General features: G+C 66.7%; 15 protein-coding genes. 4 read left to right on the top strand and 11 right to left on the bottom strand.

Features of this window, described 5'->3' with window-relative positions; all coding sequences use genetic code 11:
* Nucleotides 1-15: 15 nt before the first annotated feature.
* From gluQRS to ACRARE_RS09605, 4 genes are all read right to left on the bottom strand, one after another.
* On the bottom strand, nt 16-891 hold the full coding sequence (gene gluQRS, locus ACRARE_RS09620) for a tRNA glutamyl-Q(34) synthetase GluQRS (protein WP_432656212.1): 876 nt from the start codon (nt 889-891) through the stop codon (nt 16-18).
* 186 nt (nt 892-1,077) lie between these two features.
* Nucleotides 1,078-1,698, bottom strand: coding sequence for a class I SAM-dependent DNA methyltransferase (locus tag ACRARE_RS09615; protein WP_432656211.1), 621 nt, complete (start codon nt 1,696-1,698; stop codon nt 1,078-1,080).
* 160 nt (nt 1,699-1,858) lie between these two features.
* Complete coding sequence (trmFO, locus tag ACRARE_RS09610) at nt 1,859-3,214, bottom strand: methylenetetrahydrofolate--tRNA-(uracil(54)-C(5))-methyltransferase (FADH(2)-oxidizing) TrmFO (RefSeq protein WP_432656210.1); 1,356 nt, start codon at nt 3,212-3,214, stop codon at nt 1,859-1,861.
* Nucleotides 3,215-3,853: 639 nt separating this feature from the next.
* Nucleotides 3,854-4,642, bottom strand: coding sequence for an enoyl-CoA hydratase (locus ACRARE_RS09605; protein WP_432656209.1), 789 nt, complete (start codon nt 4,640-4,642; stop codon nt 3,854-3,856).
* A 56-nt stretch (nt 4,643-4,698) separates the two neighbouring features.
* Here ACRARE_RS09605 and ACRARE_RS09600 point away from each other — a divergent pair, with 56 nt between their 5' ends.
* The 4 genes from ACRARE_RS09600 (at nt 4,699) to ACRARE_RS09585 (ending at nt 7,189) form a co-directional block, all read left to right on the top strand.
* Nucleotides 4,699-5,145 carry a PaaI family thioesterase gene (locus tag ACRARE_RS09600; protein WP_432656208.1) on the top strand — a complete coding sequence of 149 codons (447 nt, stop codon included), beginning with the start codon at nt 4,699-4,701 and terminating at the stop codon, nt 5,143-5,145.
* A 186-nt stretch (nt 5,146-5,331) separates the two neighbouring features.
* Nucleotides 5,332-5,793, top strand: coding sequence for a 50S ribosomal protein L13 (gene rplM / locus ACRARE_RS09595; RefSeq protein WP_432656207.1), 462 nt, complete (start codon nt 5,332-5,334; stop codon nt 5,791-5,793).
* A 3-nt stretch (nt 5,794-5,796) separates the two neighbouring features.
* The gene (gene rpsI / locus ACRARE_RS09590) at nt 5,797-6,285 is read left to right on the top strand and encodes a 30S ribosomal protein S9 (RefSeq protein ID WP_432656206.1); all 489 of its coding nucleotides are present in this window, start codon (nt 5,797-5,799) and stop codon (nt 6,283-6,285) included.
* A 235-nt stretch (nt 6,286-6,520) separates the two neighbouring features.
* A complete protein-coding gene (locus tag ACRARE_RS09585; protein ID WP_432656205.1) occupies nt 6,521-7,189 on the top strand; it encodes a YrbL family protein in 669 nt (222 codons plus the stop codon).
* 36 nt (nt 7,190-7,225) lie between these two features.
* On the opposite strand, the gene ACRARE_RS09580 is transcribed toward ACRARE_RS09585, so the two are convergent.
* From ACRARE_RS09580 to ACRARE_RS09550, 7 genes are all read right to left on the bottom strand, one after another.
* On the bottom strand, nt 7,226-7,846 hold the full coding sequence (locus ACRARE_RS09580; RefSeq protein ID WP_432656204.1) for a TetR/AcrR family transcriptional regulator: 621 nt from the start codon (nt 7,844-7,846) through the stop codon (nt 7,226-7,228).
* Complete coding sequence (ppk2, locus tag ACRARE_RS09575; RefSeq protein WP_432656203.1) at nt 7,839-8,708, bottom strand: polyphosphate kinase 2; 870 nt, start codon at nt 8,706-8,708, stop codon at nt 7,839-7,841. Before ppk2 ends, ACRARE_RS09580 begins: the two co-directional genes overlap by 8 nt.
* Nucleotides 8,709-8,815: 107 nt before the next feature.
* Nucleotides 8,816-9,841, bottom strand: a complete 1,026-nt coding sequence (locus ACRARE_RS09570) for an alpha/beta fold hydrolase (RefSeq protein ID WP_432656202.1) — start codon at nt 9,839-9,841, stop codon at nt 8,816-8,818.
* Nucleotides 9,842-10,107: 266 nt separating this feature from the next.
* Nucleotides 10,108-11,049: a homoserine O-succinyltransferase gene (locus ACRARE_RS09565; protein ID WP_432656201.1), complete on the bottom strand. Its 942-nt coding sequence runs from the start codon at nt 11,047-11,049 to the stop codon at nt 10,108-10,110.
* A 92-nt stretch (nt 11,050-11,141) separates the two neighbouring features.
* Nucleotides 11,142-12,014, bottom strand: coding sequence for an ATPase (locus tag ACRARE_RS09560; RefSeq protein WP_432656200.1), 873 nt, complete (start codon nt 12,012-12,014; stop codon nt 11,142-11,144).
* Nucleotides 12,015-12,227: 213 nt separating this feature from the next.
* On the bottom strand, nt 12,228-13,415 hold the full coding sequence (locus ACRARE_RS09555; protein ID WP_432656199.1) for an OmpP1/FadL family transporter: 1,188 nt from the start codon (nt 13,413-13,415) through the stop codon (nt 12,228-12,230).
* 335 nt (nt 13,416-13,750) lie between these two features.
* Nucleotides 13,751-14,845, bottom strand: a complete 1,095-nt coding sequence (locus ACRARE_RS09550) for an OmpP1/FadL family transporter (RefSeq protein WP_432656198.1) — start codon at nt 14,843-14,845, stop codon at nt 13,751-13,753.
* Between the last annotated feature and the right edge of the window lie 8 nt (nt 14,846-14,853).

The raw sequence follows: 14,853 nt of genomic DNA, 5'->3' as shown, positions 1-14,853 counted from the left end.
CGGGGCGCTGGTGCCTCAGCCCTCGGGGGGCAGGCCGATCATCTTCATCACCTCTGCCGGGCTGCGCCCCTCGTCTCGATAGAGGCGCAGGGCGCGGGCATCGTCGCGTTTTGCCAGGCGCTTTCCGCTCGCGTCGCGGATCAGGCGGTGATGGTGATAGGCGGGCGTGGGCAGGCCCAGCAGGCGTTGCAACAGCAGGTGAATCGGCGTTGCCTCGAACAGATCGGCGCCGCGCACCACCTCTGTCACCCCTTGCGCGGCATCGTCGACCACCACCGCCAGGTGGTAAGAGGTGCCCATCTCGCGCCGGGCCAGCACCACGTCGCCGATCCGCTCGACCATGCGCCGGACCGAGATCGCCTGGGCCCCGTGTTCCCCATGGGGCCCGCGCCCGGTCTCGGTGAACCCCAGGGGGGCGTGGCGGCAGGCGCGTTCCATCGCGGCGGCCATGTCGAGGCGCAGCACGGCCTCGGGCAGGGGGCCCTTGGGCGGCGTGGCGGGGCGGCAGGTGCCGGGATAGACCACCCCATCGGGGCCGATCACCGGGTCGCCCCCTTCCTGCGGCGCGCTGGCCGCGGCGGCGATGTCGCGCCGGGTGCAGGTGCAGGGATAGAGCAGGCCCATGTCCCACAGCCGGGTGAGGGCGGCGCGATAGGCGGGCATCCGCGCAGACTGGCGCATCACCGGGGTGGGCCAGCTGAGGCCCAGCCAGTGCAGATCCTCGAAAATAAGCGTTTCCCACTCGGGCCGGGCGCGGCTTTGGTCGATATCCTCGATCCTGAGCAGGAATTGGCCGCCCGCCGCCCGGGCACGACGCGCGGCGGTCAGGGCCGAAAAGGCATGGCCCAGGTGCAGCGGGCCCGTGGGGGAAGGGGCGAAACGGGTGATCATGGCGGCCCACCCTAGAAAGCGGCGCGGGGCATCACAAGACGGGGGCGGGCACAATTCCGCGCGTCCGCCATATTTGCGTCGGTCCGCGCGGGGGCAGTGAAACGCAAACGGGCGGCCACGAGATGGGGGCCGCCCGTCTTTTTTGAAGGGGTTTTCTTGCCTGGGGGCCGGGGAAGGCCGCGCCCCTTAGCGGCGGCGGATCACCAGGACCCGGGCGGTGGACCCGGCAGAGCGCACATGCGGCCCGTCCTCGTCCAGCTCGACCACCGCCTCGGAACTGTCGGTGACCCGCTCCAGGGTGCGGCTGTACTCTTCATCCGCCTGGGCGCGGTCGTTGAAGCTGAGCGCGACACGCCCGCCCGAGGGCAGGGCCATGAAGATGGCGGGCAGGCAAGAGGCGGGCGCGGCGCCGGGCGAGATCGCCCCCATGGCGGTGACCAGGCGATAGCGCGACACCAGCCCCGGATCGGGGTTGCCCGTGGGCAGGGCGGTCAGCTTTTCATAGACCTGCTTGGCCTCGGCCTCGCGCAGCATCCCTTCCGAGACATCGGCACCATGGATGCGGGTAAAGCCCGCGTCGGTCAGCGCCAGGCCCGACAGGCCGGTGCCACAGCCGAAGTCCAGCACGGGGGCCGACATCTCGCTGTCGCGCAGCACGGATTTCAGCGCGCGGGCGATGCGACCGGGGGTTTCGTAATCGGCGTCCGTGAGATCCGCATCATAGCTTGCGGCCCATTGGTCATAGACGTCACGTTGCTTGTCGGCGTCATCGACGCCGTAGATTTTTTCCAGATAATTTTCAGACATGCGCCCGAATGTAGACCTCTGGCGGGTGAGGTCCAGTCACAGGCGGGGGCGCTCAGGTGCAGGGGTGCACATCGGGGCGGGGGAGGGATGGCGGGATGGCTTCCGCTCTACTGGTCTGCGGCACAGGGGGCGCGGCGGGGGTGCCCCCGCCGCGGATCGCTTAGCCCTGCGTGCCCAGCCAGCCGGTCCACAGCTCTTTGGCGCGGTCGGTATAGGCCTTGTAGCGGTCCTTGCGGCCCCGCCGCCCGCCTTTCAGACCCTCGACCGGGGGGAAGAGGCCGAAGTTCACGTTCATCGGCTGGAAGGTCTTGGCCTCGGCCCCGCCGGTGATGTGGGTGACCAGCGCGCCCATGGCGGTCTCGGCGGGCACCGGCGGCAGGGTCTTGCCGGTGATCTCGGCCACCGCCAGACGGCCCGCCAAGAGGCCCATGGCGGCGCTTTCCACATAGCCTTCGACCCCGGTGATCTGGCCCGCGAAACGGATGTTGGGGCGCGAGCGCAGGCGCATCTGGTCGTCCAGCAGGGTGGGCGAGTTGATGAAGGTATTGCGGTGGATGCCGCCCAGACGGGCGAAGCTGGCATTCTCCAGCCCGGGGATCATCTTGAAGACCTCGGTCTGGGCGCCGTATTTCATCTTGGTCTGGAAACCGACGATATTGTAGAGCGTGCCCAGCTTGTTGTCGCGGCGCAGCTGCACCACCGCCCAGGCCTTCTCATCCGGTTTGTGCGCATTGGTCAGGCCGACGGGTTTCATCGGGCCATGGCGCAGGGTCTCGCGGCCGCGTTCGGCCATGACCTCGATCGGCAGGCAGCCGTCGAAGTAGCCCGCCGTTTCGCCCTCGTGGAACTCGGTCTTCTCGGCGGCCAGCAGGGCGTCGATGAAGGCCTCGTATTGCTCCTTCGTCATCGGGCAGTTGAGGTAGGCCTTCTGCTCTTCCTCCGTCTCGCCCTTGTCGTAGCGCGACTGCATCCAGGCCGTGTCCATGTCGATGCTCTCGGCATAGACGATGGGGGCGATGGCGTCGAAGAAGGCGAGGCTTTCGGCGCCGGTCTCGGCGCGGATCGCCTCGGCCAGGGCGCCCGAGGTCAGGGGACCGGTGGCGATGATCCAGTGACCCTCGGTGGGCAGTTCGGAGATCTCGCCCTCTTCCACCGTCACCAGGGGATGGGCGCGCAGCGTCGCGGTGACCTCTTCCGAGAAGGGATCGCGGTCGACGGCCAGAGCGCCCCCGGCGGGCAGGCGGTGGCGGTCGGCGGTCTGCATGATCAGCCCGTCCGCCTGGCGCATTTCCCAATGCAGCAGGCCCACGGCGTTCTGCTCGCTGTCGTCCGAGCGGAAGGAATTTGAGCAGACCATCTCGGCCAGGTTGCCGGTCCGGTGGGCGAAGGTTTCCACCTGCGGGCGCATCTCGTGGATGACCACGGGGATCCCGGCCTGGGCGGCCTGCCAGGCGGCCTCGGACCCGGCCATGCCGCCGCCGATGATGTGGAGTGTCTCTGAAGGGCTGTGTGTCATGGGCGCGATCTATGGCAAGTGGTGGGGTTTGGCTAGCCCCCGGTGGGATGTGGGGATGGCAAAGGGGGAATGGGGGCTCTGCCCCCCTCCGCTGACGCGGAGTCCCCCGGGATATTTTTGGCAATGAGAATTAGGGGGCAGCGCGCCGGGGGCGGGCGGGGGTGAGGGGGGACGAGGGGCGAAATCTTAGGGGTTGGCGCCCGGAGAGGACAGGTGTGGGTGGGCTGGACGCCTGGGCAGGGGGGAGGCGGAGGGCGCGCGACCGACGATCCTGCCGTCAGGCGGGGCGGAACAGGCATCTTGGGCGAGGGGGGGAGAGACGAGTGGGTCACCGTGTCCCGATCGGCTGCCAGAGAGAGCTGGCCTGGAGGGGGCGCCGACGGTGACCCAAACTCGTGCGTTCGGTGGATACGTATCCCTCGTATCCTTAAGAGTAGGGGTAGCGGATCGGGATGCGGCGGGAAAGTGGCGAAAGAAGAACCACACTGGCCACGATTTGGAAACGGTGGGCGGCGGGGGCCGCAATCGGTGCCGGGGTGGCGGCGATCTGCCGTGCTTTGGCCCCGATTTCCGCCCGGTCTGTGGCGCCAATGGTGCCAGAGCCGGGCGGGGCCTTTAGTCCGGGGGCAACCGGGGTGGTCAGTCGCGCGCCCAGCTGGGGGCGCGTTTTTCCAGGAAGGCCTGGATGCCCTCGTCGGTGTCACCATCCAGCATGTTCTCGACCATGGCGGCGCCGGTGAAGGCATAGGCCTGGTCGAGGCCCATCTCGGCCTGGCGATAGAAGGCGGATTTGCCGATGCGGATCGCGGTGTCCAGCTTGGCGGCCACCTTGCGCGCCAGGGCCAGCCCTTCCTCGGCCAGGGCCTCGGGCGGGACGGCGCGGTTGATCAGGCCCAGGTCGGCGGCGCGGGCGTCGTCGATCATCTCGCCGGTGGTCAGCATTTCGAAGGCCTGTTTGCGCGGGATGTTGCGCGACAGGGCCACCATGGGGGTGGAACAGAAGAGGCCGATGTTGACCCCGTTGACGCCAAAGCGGGTGCCCTGGGCGGCAATCGCCATGTCGCAGCTGGCCACCAGCTGGCAGCCCGCGGCGGTGGCGATGCCATGGGGCAGGGCGATCACCGGTTGGGGCAGGTCGCGCAGCCCGGTCATCACCGCGGCGCAGCGGGTGAAGAGATCGGCGAAATAGGCCGCGCCCCGGTCCGGAGCCTGGCGACCCGCCTGCATCTCTTTCAGGTCGTGACCGGCGCAGAAAGCGCGGCCCGCGCCCGACAGCAGCACGACGCGGGTGTCGCGATCCTCGCGCAGCGCGGCGATCTCGGCCGAGAGCGCCGCCAGCATCGCATCGCTCAGCGCGTTCAGCCGCTCGGGCGCGTTCAGCGTCAGCCGCGCGATCCCGTCCTCGTCGTGACGTTCCAGAAGTGCCATCTTGTTTCCTCCCTCTCCTGCTGGAACTCTAGGGCGGTTACGCGAGGGAGGAAAGCATGACGCTGGCAATGACGGCGGAGGACCTGATGGTCTTCCTGAAGGAGGCCTTTCCGCAGGTCTCTGGCGACTATGTGGTCGACCATGTGGAGGAGAAGCTGATCCGGGTGCGCCTGGTGGTGGATGACCGGCACCTGCGGCCGGGGGGCACGATCTCGGGGCCGACGATGTTCTCGCTGGCGGATGTGGCGGTCTATCTGGGGGTGCTGTCGATGATCGGGCCCAAGGCGCTGGCGGTGACGACCAACTGTTCGATCGACTTCATGCGCAAACCGGCGGCGGGCCAGGATCTGGTGGCCGAGGCGCGGCTGTTGAAACTGGGCCGGGTGCTGGCCGTGGGGGATGTGGTGATGTGGTCGGACACGGGGCCCGAGGCGGCGGCCGAGGGCCGCGCGGCGCCGGTGGCGCGGGCCACGCTGACCTATTCCATCCCGCCAGAGCGCTGAAGGTGCCGCCGGGAGGGGCGGATTTTGTGGGGTATTTTAATACCCATTTTGCAAGTCTTTGAAAGGGAACGTTAAATTTGGATTTGTGGCGCTTGACTGGGGCGCGGGCAGCTGTATAACCCGTCCATCACTTCGCCCGCGGGTCGTCTGGCTTCGCGGGCTGCCAATTTCCAAAGGGCACCCGTCATGAAAACCTTCTCTGCGACTCCTGCAGACATCGAGAAGAAGTGGATCATCATCGACGCCGAAGGCGTCGTGCTGGGCCGTCTCGCCTCGATCATCGCCATGCGTCTGCGTGGCAAGCACAAGCCGTCCTTCACCCCCCACATGGACATGGGCGACAACGTCATCGTGATCAACGCTGACAAGGTCCAGCTGACCGGCAAGAAACGTGCCGACAAGCGCTACTACTGGCACACCGGTTTCCCGGGTGGCATCAAGGACCGCACCTATGGCCAGATCCTGGAAGGTGAGCACCCCGAGCGCGTCGTGACCCTGGCTGTCAAGCGTATGCTGCCCGGCAACCGCCTGTCCCGCCAGCAGATGACCAACCTGCGCGTCTACGCTGGCGCCGAGCACCCCCATGAGGCGCAGTCGCCCGAGGTGCTGGACGTCAAGTCCATGAACTCCAAGAACACCCGGAGCTGATAGATGGCTGATCAAGTGAATTCCCTGGAAGATCTGAAAGACGCCGTCGCCGAAGAAGGCACCGTGCTGGAGATCGAAGCCCCCCGTGAGCCGGTCCGTGACGAACTGGGCCGCTCTTACGCCACCGGCAAGCGGAAGGACGCCGTCGCACGCGTCTGGATCAAGCCGGGCTCGGGCAAGGTCGTGGTGAACGGCAAGGAGATGAAAGTCTACTTCGCCCGCCCCGTGCTGCAACTGATCCTGAACCAGCCGTTCCAGGTTGCCGGTGTCGAAGGCGAGTTCGACGTCATGGCCACCGTCAAGGGCGGCGGTCTGACCGGCCAGGCCGGTGCGGTCAAGCACGGCATCTCGAAGGCTCTGCAACTCTACGATCCGTCGCTGCGTGGCGCGCTGAAAGCCGCTGGCTTCCTGACCCGCGACAGCCGCGTCGTCGAGCGTAAGAAATACGGTAAGCGCAAAGCCCGCCGTTCGTTCCAGTTCTCCAAGCGTTAATCGTTTCGGGATCGAGATCGCGAAAGGCCGCCCCCCGGGGCGGCCTTTTTGCTTGGGCGGGTCTGCGTCGGCGGCTCTGGCTGCGGGGCCGTTGTGCGTCCCTGGGCACATCCGCTGTGCCCCTAATCCCAAGTGGTTTACTTGTGTTTCAGTTTTGTGACGGCTACTATCTGAACTCATCGGTTCAGGTTTGCCCTGGGCGGATCCCCTCTCTTCCCGTGCCAGGCCCCTGTTCATGCTCGACCCGATCACCGCCTATTACGACCTGTCCGATGCCACCCCGCTCAGCCAGGGGCAAAGCCGGATCGTCTATCAGCACCCGCTGCACAACGGCATGCTGATCAAGGTGGTACGCCCGGGCAGCCAGGATGAGCGGCGCTACTACAACGCCCGGCTGCGGCGCTTTTCGGTCTGGCGGTTCGGGGGAATGCGCGTCTGGGCGCGGGAATACGACGAATATATCGCCCTGCTGTGGCGGGCGCGGGCGATGCCCGATTACATCTCGCGCTACTTCGGCTTCTGTCAGACCAATTTCGGCCCCGGGATGGTGGTGGAAAAGGTCATGGGGCCGGACGGCACGATGGCGCGCACCCTGAAAGAGCTGCTGTCCGACGCGCGCTACAGCACGGCGCAGCTGCACGGGCTGGTCGACACCTTCTTCGACGACCTGATCGGCAGCGACGCGGTGGTCAGCGGGCTGCACCTGGGCAATGTGGTGCTGCGCGAGGGGCCTGCGCCGAAACTGGTGCTGATCGACGGGCTGGGCGATATCGTGCTGATCAAGACCAAGATGCTGTCGCGTCGCCTGCGCCGCCGCTCGCTGGACCGGCGCCGGGCGCGGTTCCATGCCCAGATCGACAAGGCCCGCGCGGGCCAGGCCCTGCCCGAGGGCGTGCCCGCCTGAACCCTGCTGGGGCGCGCGTGGGCGGCCCCAAAACCTCTAGCGGTCGCTTTCGATCAGGCCCAAGCCGCGCAGGTAGACGCCGATCCCCGATTCCAATAGATCCTCGGGCGGAAAGGGGCTTTGCCGCCCCGGAGAGTTCCGCGCGAAAAGCTCGACCACCCCGTGGCTCAAGGCCCAGATATGGGCGGTGAACATCGAGGCGGGGGGGCGCTTTTCCGGCGGGATATGCTGTGACAGGTCCTGGGCGGCCTGTTCCATCACATCCCAGGCGCGCCGCGCCACGGCGGCCAGTTCCGGCGTGCGATTGACCGAGATGCCGCTTTCGAACATGGCGATGTAATGGCCCGGGTACTTGCGGGCGAAGGCCAGATAGGCGCGCCCCGTGGCCTCGAAGGCCGTCAGGGCCGAGGGCTGGCCCTTCTCGTAGGCGTAGTGGATCACGTCGGCAAAGATCTCGTAGCCCTGGCGCGCCGCCTCGGCGATCAGGTCTTCGCGGCCCTCGAAATGACGGTAGACGGCGGCGGGGGTCACCCCCGCCTGTTTCGCCGCCTCCGACAGGGTGAAGCCCGTTGGCCCCTTCGCCTCGATCAGCGACAGCGCGGCCTCGACCAGCGCCTGGCGCAGGTTGCCGTGGTGATAGCCGCGTTTCTTAGACATCCCAGAGTTCCGGCCCCCCCACGATCTTGTCGTCGGGCAGGCCGATGGCCTTGGTGTCCTTGTTGGTATAGGGCAGGTGCAGCAGCACCTGACGGATCGCGGCCAGCCGCGCCCGGCGCTTGTCGTCGGACCGCACCACGGTCCAGGGGGCGGCATGGCTGTGGCTGCGGCCCAGGGTCTCGACGATGGCCTCGGAATAGGCGTCCCAGCGGGCCAGGCCCTTCACGTCGATGTCCGACAGTTTCCACTGTTTCAGCGGATCTTTCTCGCGATCCAGGAAGCGGCGCAGCTGTTCGGCCCGGCCGACGTTCAGCCAGAACTTGAAGATATGGATGCCTTCCTCGGCCAGCATGGCCTCGAACTCGTTGACCTGGCTGAAGAAATGCTCGCGCTGCGCAGGGGTGCAGAAGCCGAAGACATGTTCGACCACGCCGCGGTTGTACCAGGACCGGTCGAAGAAGGCGATTTCGCCCGCCGCCGGAAGATGGGCGATGTAGCGCTGGAAATACCACTGGCCGCGTTCGGTGTCCGAGGGTTTGGGCAGCGCCACCACCCGCGCGCCGCGCGGGTTCAGATATTCGCGAAACCGCTTGATCGTGCCGCCCTTGCCGGCGGCATCGCGACCCTCGAAGACGCAGATCACGCGGGCGCCGCTTTCCTTGGCCCAGGCCTGCATCTTCACCAGCTCGATTTGCAGCGCTTCCAGCTCTTTCTCATAGGCCTTGCGCGGCATCCGCTCGCTATAGGGGTAAGAGGGTTCAAGGATGTCGTCCTTGTCGCCGCGCCGGATCGCGTTGCGTATCGGCTCGGGGGCCTCGGTCTCGTAGAAGGCGCTGATCGCCCCGTCGAAGGGAAGGTCCATCGCAAAATCCTTTTCCCCCTATATGGCGGCGCGCTGGCGCCGGTGCAATCCGCTCGTTGCGGCAGCAGCGGGGACAGGGGGGCAAGGGGGGGCGGGCGCCGGGCCGTCTAGCCCGCCGGGCGCGCGCCCTCGGCCCGGTTGCCGCCTGCCGCGGCAGCGGCAGCCATCGCCGGGGCGATACGCGCGCGGCGCGCGGCGCGCTGCACGGCCTCGGCGATCTCGGCGGCGCCACCCACATGCACCATATGGCCCTGGTCCTTCAGCTGTTTCAGCCGCGCCCCGGGGATCTCGCGCGACAGGGGCACCCCATGCAGCTGCGGCGCGGTGATCACGTCGCTTCCGCCGAAAAGGATCTCGACCGGCATACGGATCTCGCCGTAATGCGGGCCCATCTCGGCCAGGTCGGGTTGCATACGCTTCAGCTGGCGATTGTCGCTGACGATGCTGTGCGGGCGCAGGGTCAGGCGCAGACCCACCTTGCGCGCATAGCCCTGTGGCATCTCACGGGGGGCGAAATAGGCAATGTAATCGCGGTCGAAACGGCTTTGCGGGAACCAGGCGGTCACCACCTGGGCCACCAGCGGCCCCAGCACCGGCAGGGCGGGGCCACGCACCCGCCAGGGCAGTTTCGGCAGCCAGGGGAAGGCAGGCGTGCCCACCAGGACCATCGAGCTGAGCCGTTCGGGCCGGTAGAGCGCCCAGGCCAGGGCGATGGAACCGCCAAAGCTCTGGCCCAGCAGGGTGACCTGATCAAGTCCCAGGGCGGCGCAGGTGTCATCCAGGAACTCGGCCTGCTCGCGCAGGCTTTCGCCCTGGTGGTTCAGCCGCGGGGTATAGCCCAGGCCGGGGCGGTCGATCAGGGTGACCCGGAAATGCGGCAGCAGGGCCGGGACATAGGTTTCCAGCGGCTCGATCATCTGGCTGGTGACGCCATGGACCACCACCACATCGGGGCCAGAGCCCAACTGGAGCACATGCACCGGGTGGCCGTTCACGGTGATCATCCGTCCGCGCGGCGGATAGAGGGTCTGGGCCTGGTGGCTGCGTTGGTAGGCGCGCAGCCAGGTCAGAAGGGCGGCAAGGGCAAGACAGGCCAGTATCGTGGCCAGAACGGTGTAAAAGACAGAGGGCATCGGGACGACGATCCTGTGCGGAAGAAAGCTATGTACTATGACGAAGCTATTCGACCATGCGCCGCCGTCAGGTCAATCAGCGAAGCTGCCCCGGCGCCAGAGGCACCGGGAAATGCGGCCAGATCCGCGATTTTGCCTGTTGCGGTCGCGACGCTACCGTCTGGTTCGGCCCCTGGCCTGCCGTCGCGGCGCGCGGACCTGGGGCCTGACCCGAGGGGCATTCGCCCGCCGGGTCAGGCGCCCGGACCGTCAGCCCCCGTATTCCGTCAGCCCTCGTATTCCGCCAGGCCGATCATCGCCGGGTCATAGGGGGTCGTCTGGTAGATATTGTTGATCCAGTTGCCATAGAGCAGATGCGCATGGCTGCGCCAGCGGTTGAGAGGCTGGCGGGTCGGATCGTTCTCGGGGAAGTAGTTGACCGGCGTCAGGATCTCGTCACCGCTGGCCACGTCGCGATCATATTCCTGTTTCAGCGTGTCGCTGTCGTATTCGAAATGGTTGAACACGTAGAGGGCGCGATGCGCCGGATCCTCGACCAGACAGGGGCCGGTATCCTCGTTGCCCAGCAGGGTGCGCAGCCCGCCGCCCGCGGCGCGGATATCCTCGTCGCGCATTTCGGTCCAGCGGCTGACCGGCACCACCAGCGTGTCCGAGAAGCCGTTGAGGAAGACCGAGGAGGGCGCAAGGTTGGTCTGCGGGTAGCAGCCAAAGCTTTTCGCGGGCAGCAGGTGCTTTGGCACCCCGTGAAAGTAGTGGATCATCGCCATGCCGCCCCAGCAGACGCCGAAGGTGCGGTGCACATGGGTCTGGGTCCAGTCGAAGACGCGGGTCAACTCGTCCCAATAGGTCACCTCCTCGAAGGGCAGATGCTCGATCGGGGCGCCGGTGATGATGAGGCCGTCGAACTTCTGCCCCGAGGCCTCGACCTCTTCGAAGGTCTGGTAGAAGCTTTCCATGTGCTCGGCGGCGGTGTGGCGGCTGCGATGCTCGCTCATGCGGATCAGCGACAATTCGATCTGAAGCGGGGTCGCGCCGATCAGCCGGGCAAACTGGGTCTCGGTCTGGATCTTCTTGGGCATCAGGTTCAGCAGGCCGATGCGCAGGGGCCGGATGTCCTGACGGGATGCCTGATCCTCCGACATGACCATCACGCCCTCGTTCGTCAGAACGTCGAAGGCGGGCAGGTCGGAAGGGATCTTGATGGGCATTGTCGTCAGTCCTCTGTGGGGGCCTTTCTAGGGGCCTTTGGCGTGGGCCGCCCGGGGGCGGGCCACTGGGGGATGCGCGCGGGCGGGGCCGCTCAAATAGGCGCTTCGCCGCGCCGGTCAAGGGCGGTGGCGATCAAGGTTTCGAAATCTTCCGCGGTTTTCACCGCCGCGACCTCGTCGGCCAGCACGGTGACACCGCGCCGGGCCATGGCGGCATAGCGCGGCTGGCGATGCGCCAGGGCGCGGGCATAGGTCCAGCGCACGAAGGCGTCGGGGTCGACCTGGGTCTCGTCGGCGCCGGTCTCTGTGCGGTATTCGTCCCAGGCGGCACGCAGGAAGGCGGGGTCGTAATACATCGGTTTCGGCGCCCGGTCGAAGCGGCGCACCAGCTCTTCGGTATGGGCGTCATCGCCCTTGATCCAGACCATCAGCGCCGAGGCCTCCAGCACCTGCAAGACCGGGTCGGCGGGATCCTCGGGATCCACCACCTCGCAGATCGAGCCGCCGCTGTCGCAGACGAAATGCGGATAGCCGTAAAGATCCACCGCCCGCGCGGCAAAGCGCGGCGTGTCCAGCAGGGCCTTGATCTCGGCATCGCGGTGCTGGTCCTGGCGGATCATGTATTCCTCGAAGGGCAGCCCGCCCTTGTCCGGGTCCCCGGGCTTGCCCAGATAGGCCGACAGCGGCGCCAGGTTGTTGAAGGTGATGTTCGAACCGATATAGATCGAATCCGTCATCAGAAGGTTACGCAGGAAGGGGACCTGCATCGCGTGCCGCTTGGCATTGTCGGCGATGTGTTCGCCCATGTAGCCGGTGCCGATGCGGTAATCGACCGAGTAGTGGAACCAGCGCCCGTCGTCGCGCAGCAGGTTTGAGACATGGGTCTTGCCCAGGCCCGACATTCCGAACAGCAGCACGCGTTTCTGTGCCGCCTCGCGCCACTCCTGCGCCGATCCGTATAGCATTTCGCCCCCGTGTCTTCACCTTGCCCGCGTCTTTTGCCCGGCCCGCGCGGCGCCATGGCGCCCGGGGCGCGTCTTTTGCGCGGCCAGGCAAAGCGTTAGGCGAAGGGCGCGCGCGGGTCAAACGGCAATCGGGGGCGGCGGCGGGCGGCGCATGGCAAAACCCCCCGGCCGTTGCGGGCCGGGGGGCGGTCAGATCCGAACGTCAGGCGCGGATCAGAAGCTGTAGGCGAACTTCACGCCAAAGGCGGTGGCGTCGTTGTCCTCGAAGGGGGCCACGCCGATGCCGCCGGGGGCTGCGATCGCGTCGCCGACCCAGATCTTGCTGACGCCGCCCGACACTTCGAAGGTGTCGGTGACCTTGTAGGACACTCCCAGCGACAGCGAGGTCTTGCCGGTCGAGGGGGCCAGGGGCGAAACCAGGGTGTCGCCTTCGGCCTCGTAGCCGACCATGACCGAGGCGGCCAGTTTCGGGGTGAAGCGGCGGCCGATCCCGAGGTTGTAGGTGGTGGTGTCGCTCAGATCCACCAGGCTGGGGCCGTAGGTCGGGTCGATCAGGAACTCCGAGTGCTTCACGTAGCGGATCGAGCCCATGATCAGCGTGTCGGCGGCGATGCCCGACTGGAACTCCAGGTTCCAGGATTCCGGCGTCTTGACCTTCAGCGTGCTGGTCAGCGGGCCCGGGATCTGCGAGCCGTTGTTGGCCGGGACGTTGGGAATGTTGCGCTCGACCGTGTCGAAGTCATGCTCGATGGACGAGTTGTAGGTCAGCGCGACGCGCAGGGCGATCTCGGGGATCTCGTAGGCGGCGCCCAGCACATAGCCCACGCCGGTGCCGTCGTTCAGCGCAACATTGTAGCCGTTCAGGTTGGGCGTGTAGCCGATGGGCGGGTCTTGCGGGTCGGCATAGACCGGACGGCTGGCATAGGCCGCGCCCCCCAGGGTGATGTCGCCCGAGGCCTTCTGGAAGCGCAGGCCGCCGAAGACGCTGAAACGTTCAGTGGCCTGGTACTTGGCCAGCAGGGTCAGGGCCTCGACCTTGGCCTCGGCGGAGGTGCCGGCCAGAAACGCCGGTTGCTGCTGGCTGGCGCCAGCGTAGTCGTATTCGACATCGGCGCCGAAGGGGCGGTCGTAGATCATCGCCAGCGACCACTGGTCGTTGATGTCCATCTTCACCGCCAGGCTGGGCAGGTTGAAGTCGTCCGCGACATTTCCGGTATCGTTGAGGGCCAGATCGGTCCCGGTCAGCGAGGGGCTGGCGTGGCCGAAGCTCAGCTCGATCCGGTTGCCTTCGCCATAGAGCACCATGGCCGACTGCGTGGTCCGCTCGATGCCACCGGCATAGGCCGAGGTTGCGGTGGTGGCGGCAAGCAGCGCCAGGGTCGCACCTGTCTTGAATTTCATGATTTCTCCTCCCGTATGCAGAACCTGTCTGCCTCTGCTCTCCACTATTCTGAGGAAAGCGAGCCGATCAATCGGTCCGGGCGGTTGACGTTGGGATAGCTCTAGGTCAAGTGCGCATTTTGGCCCCCGCCTGTGGCGCGCTTGCAATAGATTTGGCCGGGCCATGGCGTTGCTGCCGGCCCGGGTTTGCATTCTTACTGCCGCGCCTATGGCGGTGAATTGCCTTTTCCGCATTGCAGCGTGGCTTCATTCCGCATTGCAGCAGGGCCAGCCCGGCCCGCGGTCGCCTTCGGCGCGAAGAGGCCCCGGAGCGGATCCGGGGCCAGAGACCTGAGTCAGAAGCTATAGGCCACCTTCAGGCCGACGCCGGTCAGGCTGTTGTCCTCGAACCGGCCCACCGGGGCGCCGCCGACCGTCGCATTGGCATCGCCATAGACGCGGTAGGTGATCCCGCCCGACAGCTCCAGCGCTTCGGTCGCCTTGTAGGCCAGGCCCAGCGACAGCTGCTTGTAGCCATTGGAGGGCGACAGGGACGAGACATTCTCGCTGCCCTTGGGCTCGAAGGCATAGGTGACCGAGCCCGACAGTTTCTGGCTGAAGGCGCGGCCGATGCCGATCCGGTAGGTGGTGGTGTCGCGCAGGCTGACCAGATCCCGGTCAAAGACCGCAGGATGCAGCTTGAAGGCCGAATGGTCGACCCAGCGAGCCGAGGCCATCAGCAGGGTGCGCTGGTTCAGGCCGGTCTGGAACTCGAGGTTTACGGATTGCGGTGTCACGCTTTTGGTCTTGCTGCCGGGAACCAGGGTACCGCCGATGATCTCGGTCGTGTCGTAGGAATGCTTGACCTCGGAATTGTACGTCAGGGCCAACCGCAGGGCGATCTCGGGGATTTCGTAGGCCGCCCCCAGGACGTAGCCGGTGCCCCAGTCGTCGCCGAAGGTCACGTCATAGGCGGTGACCAGCGGGTTGGCATCGTAGGGCGCGCCGTCGAGGATTGTCGATCCGCCGGATTCCTGCACCCTGAGGCCGCCGAAGACGCTGACCCGATCCGTCGCCTGATACTTGGCCAGGAAGGTCATGGCGCGGGTCTCGGCCTGGCCAGACTGACCCAGCAGGATCCCGCTGGGTCCGTCGGCATAGACCACGTCAGAGCCGAAGGGCTTGTCGTAGATGAAGGCCAGGGCGAGCGTGTCGCTGACATCCATCTTCAGCGCCAGAGAGGGCGAGGTGAAGTCGTTCGCGATATCGCCCGAGCCCTGGCTGTCGGCCATCACGCCCGACAGTTTCGGCATGACGCGGCCAAAGCTCAGCTCGACCCGGTTACCCTTCTGGTACAGGATCATCGCCGATTGCGTGGTCCGCTCGATCCCGCCGGCCTGGGCCGCAGAAGCGCCGAGAAGCGCCAGAAGGGCGCCTGTATAAAGTTTCATCTTGTCTC

This window comes from Pseudooceanicola aquaeponti, assembly GCF_050897975.1.
GTDB lineage: Bacteria > Pseudomonadota > Alphaproteobacteria > Rhodobacterales > Rhodobacteraceae > Pseudooceanicola.
The sequence above is the reverse complement of the archived record's forward strand: the minus strand, read 5'-3'. Positions and strand labels throughout refer to the sequence as shown.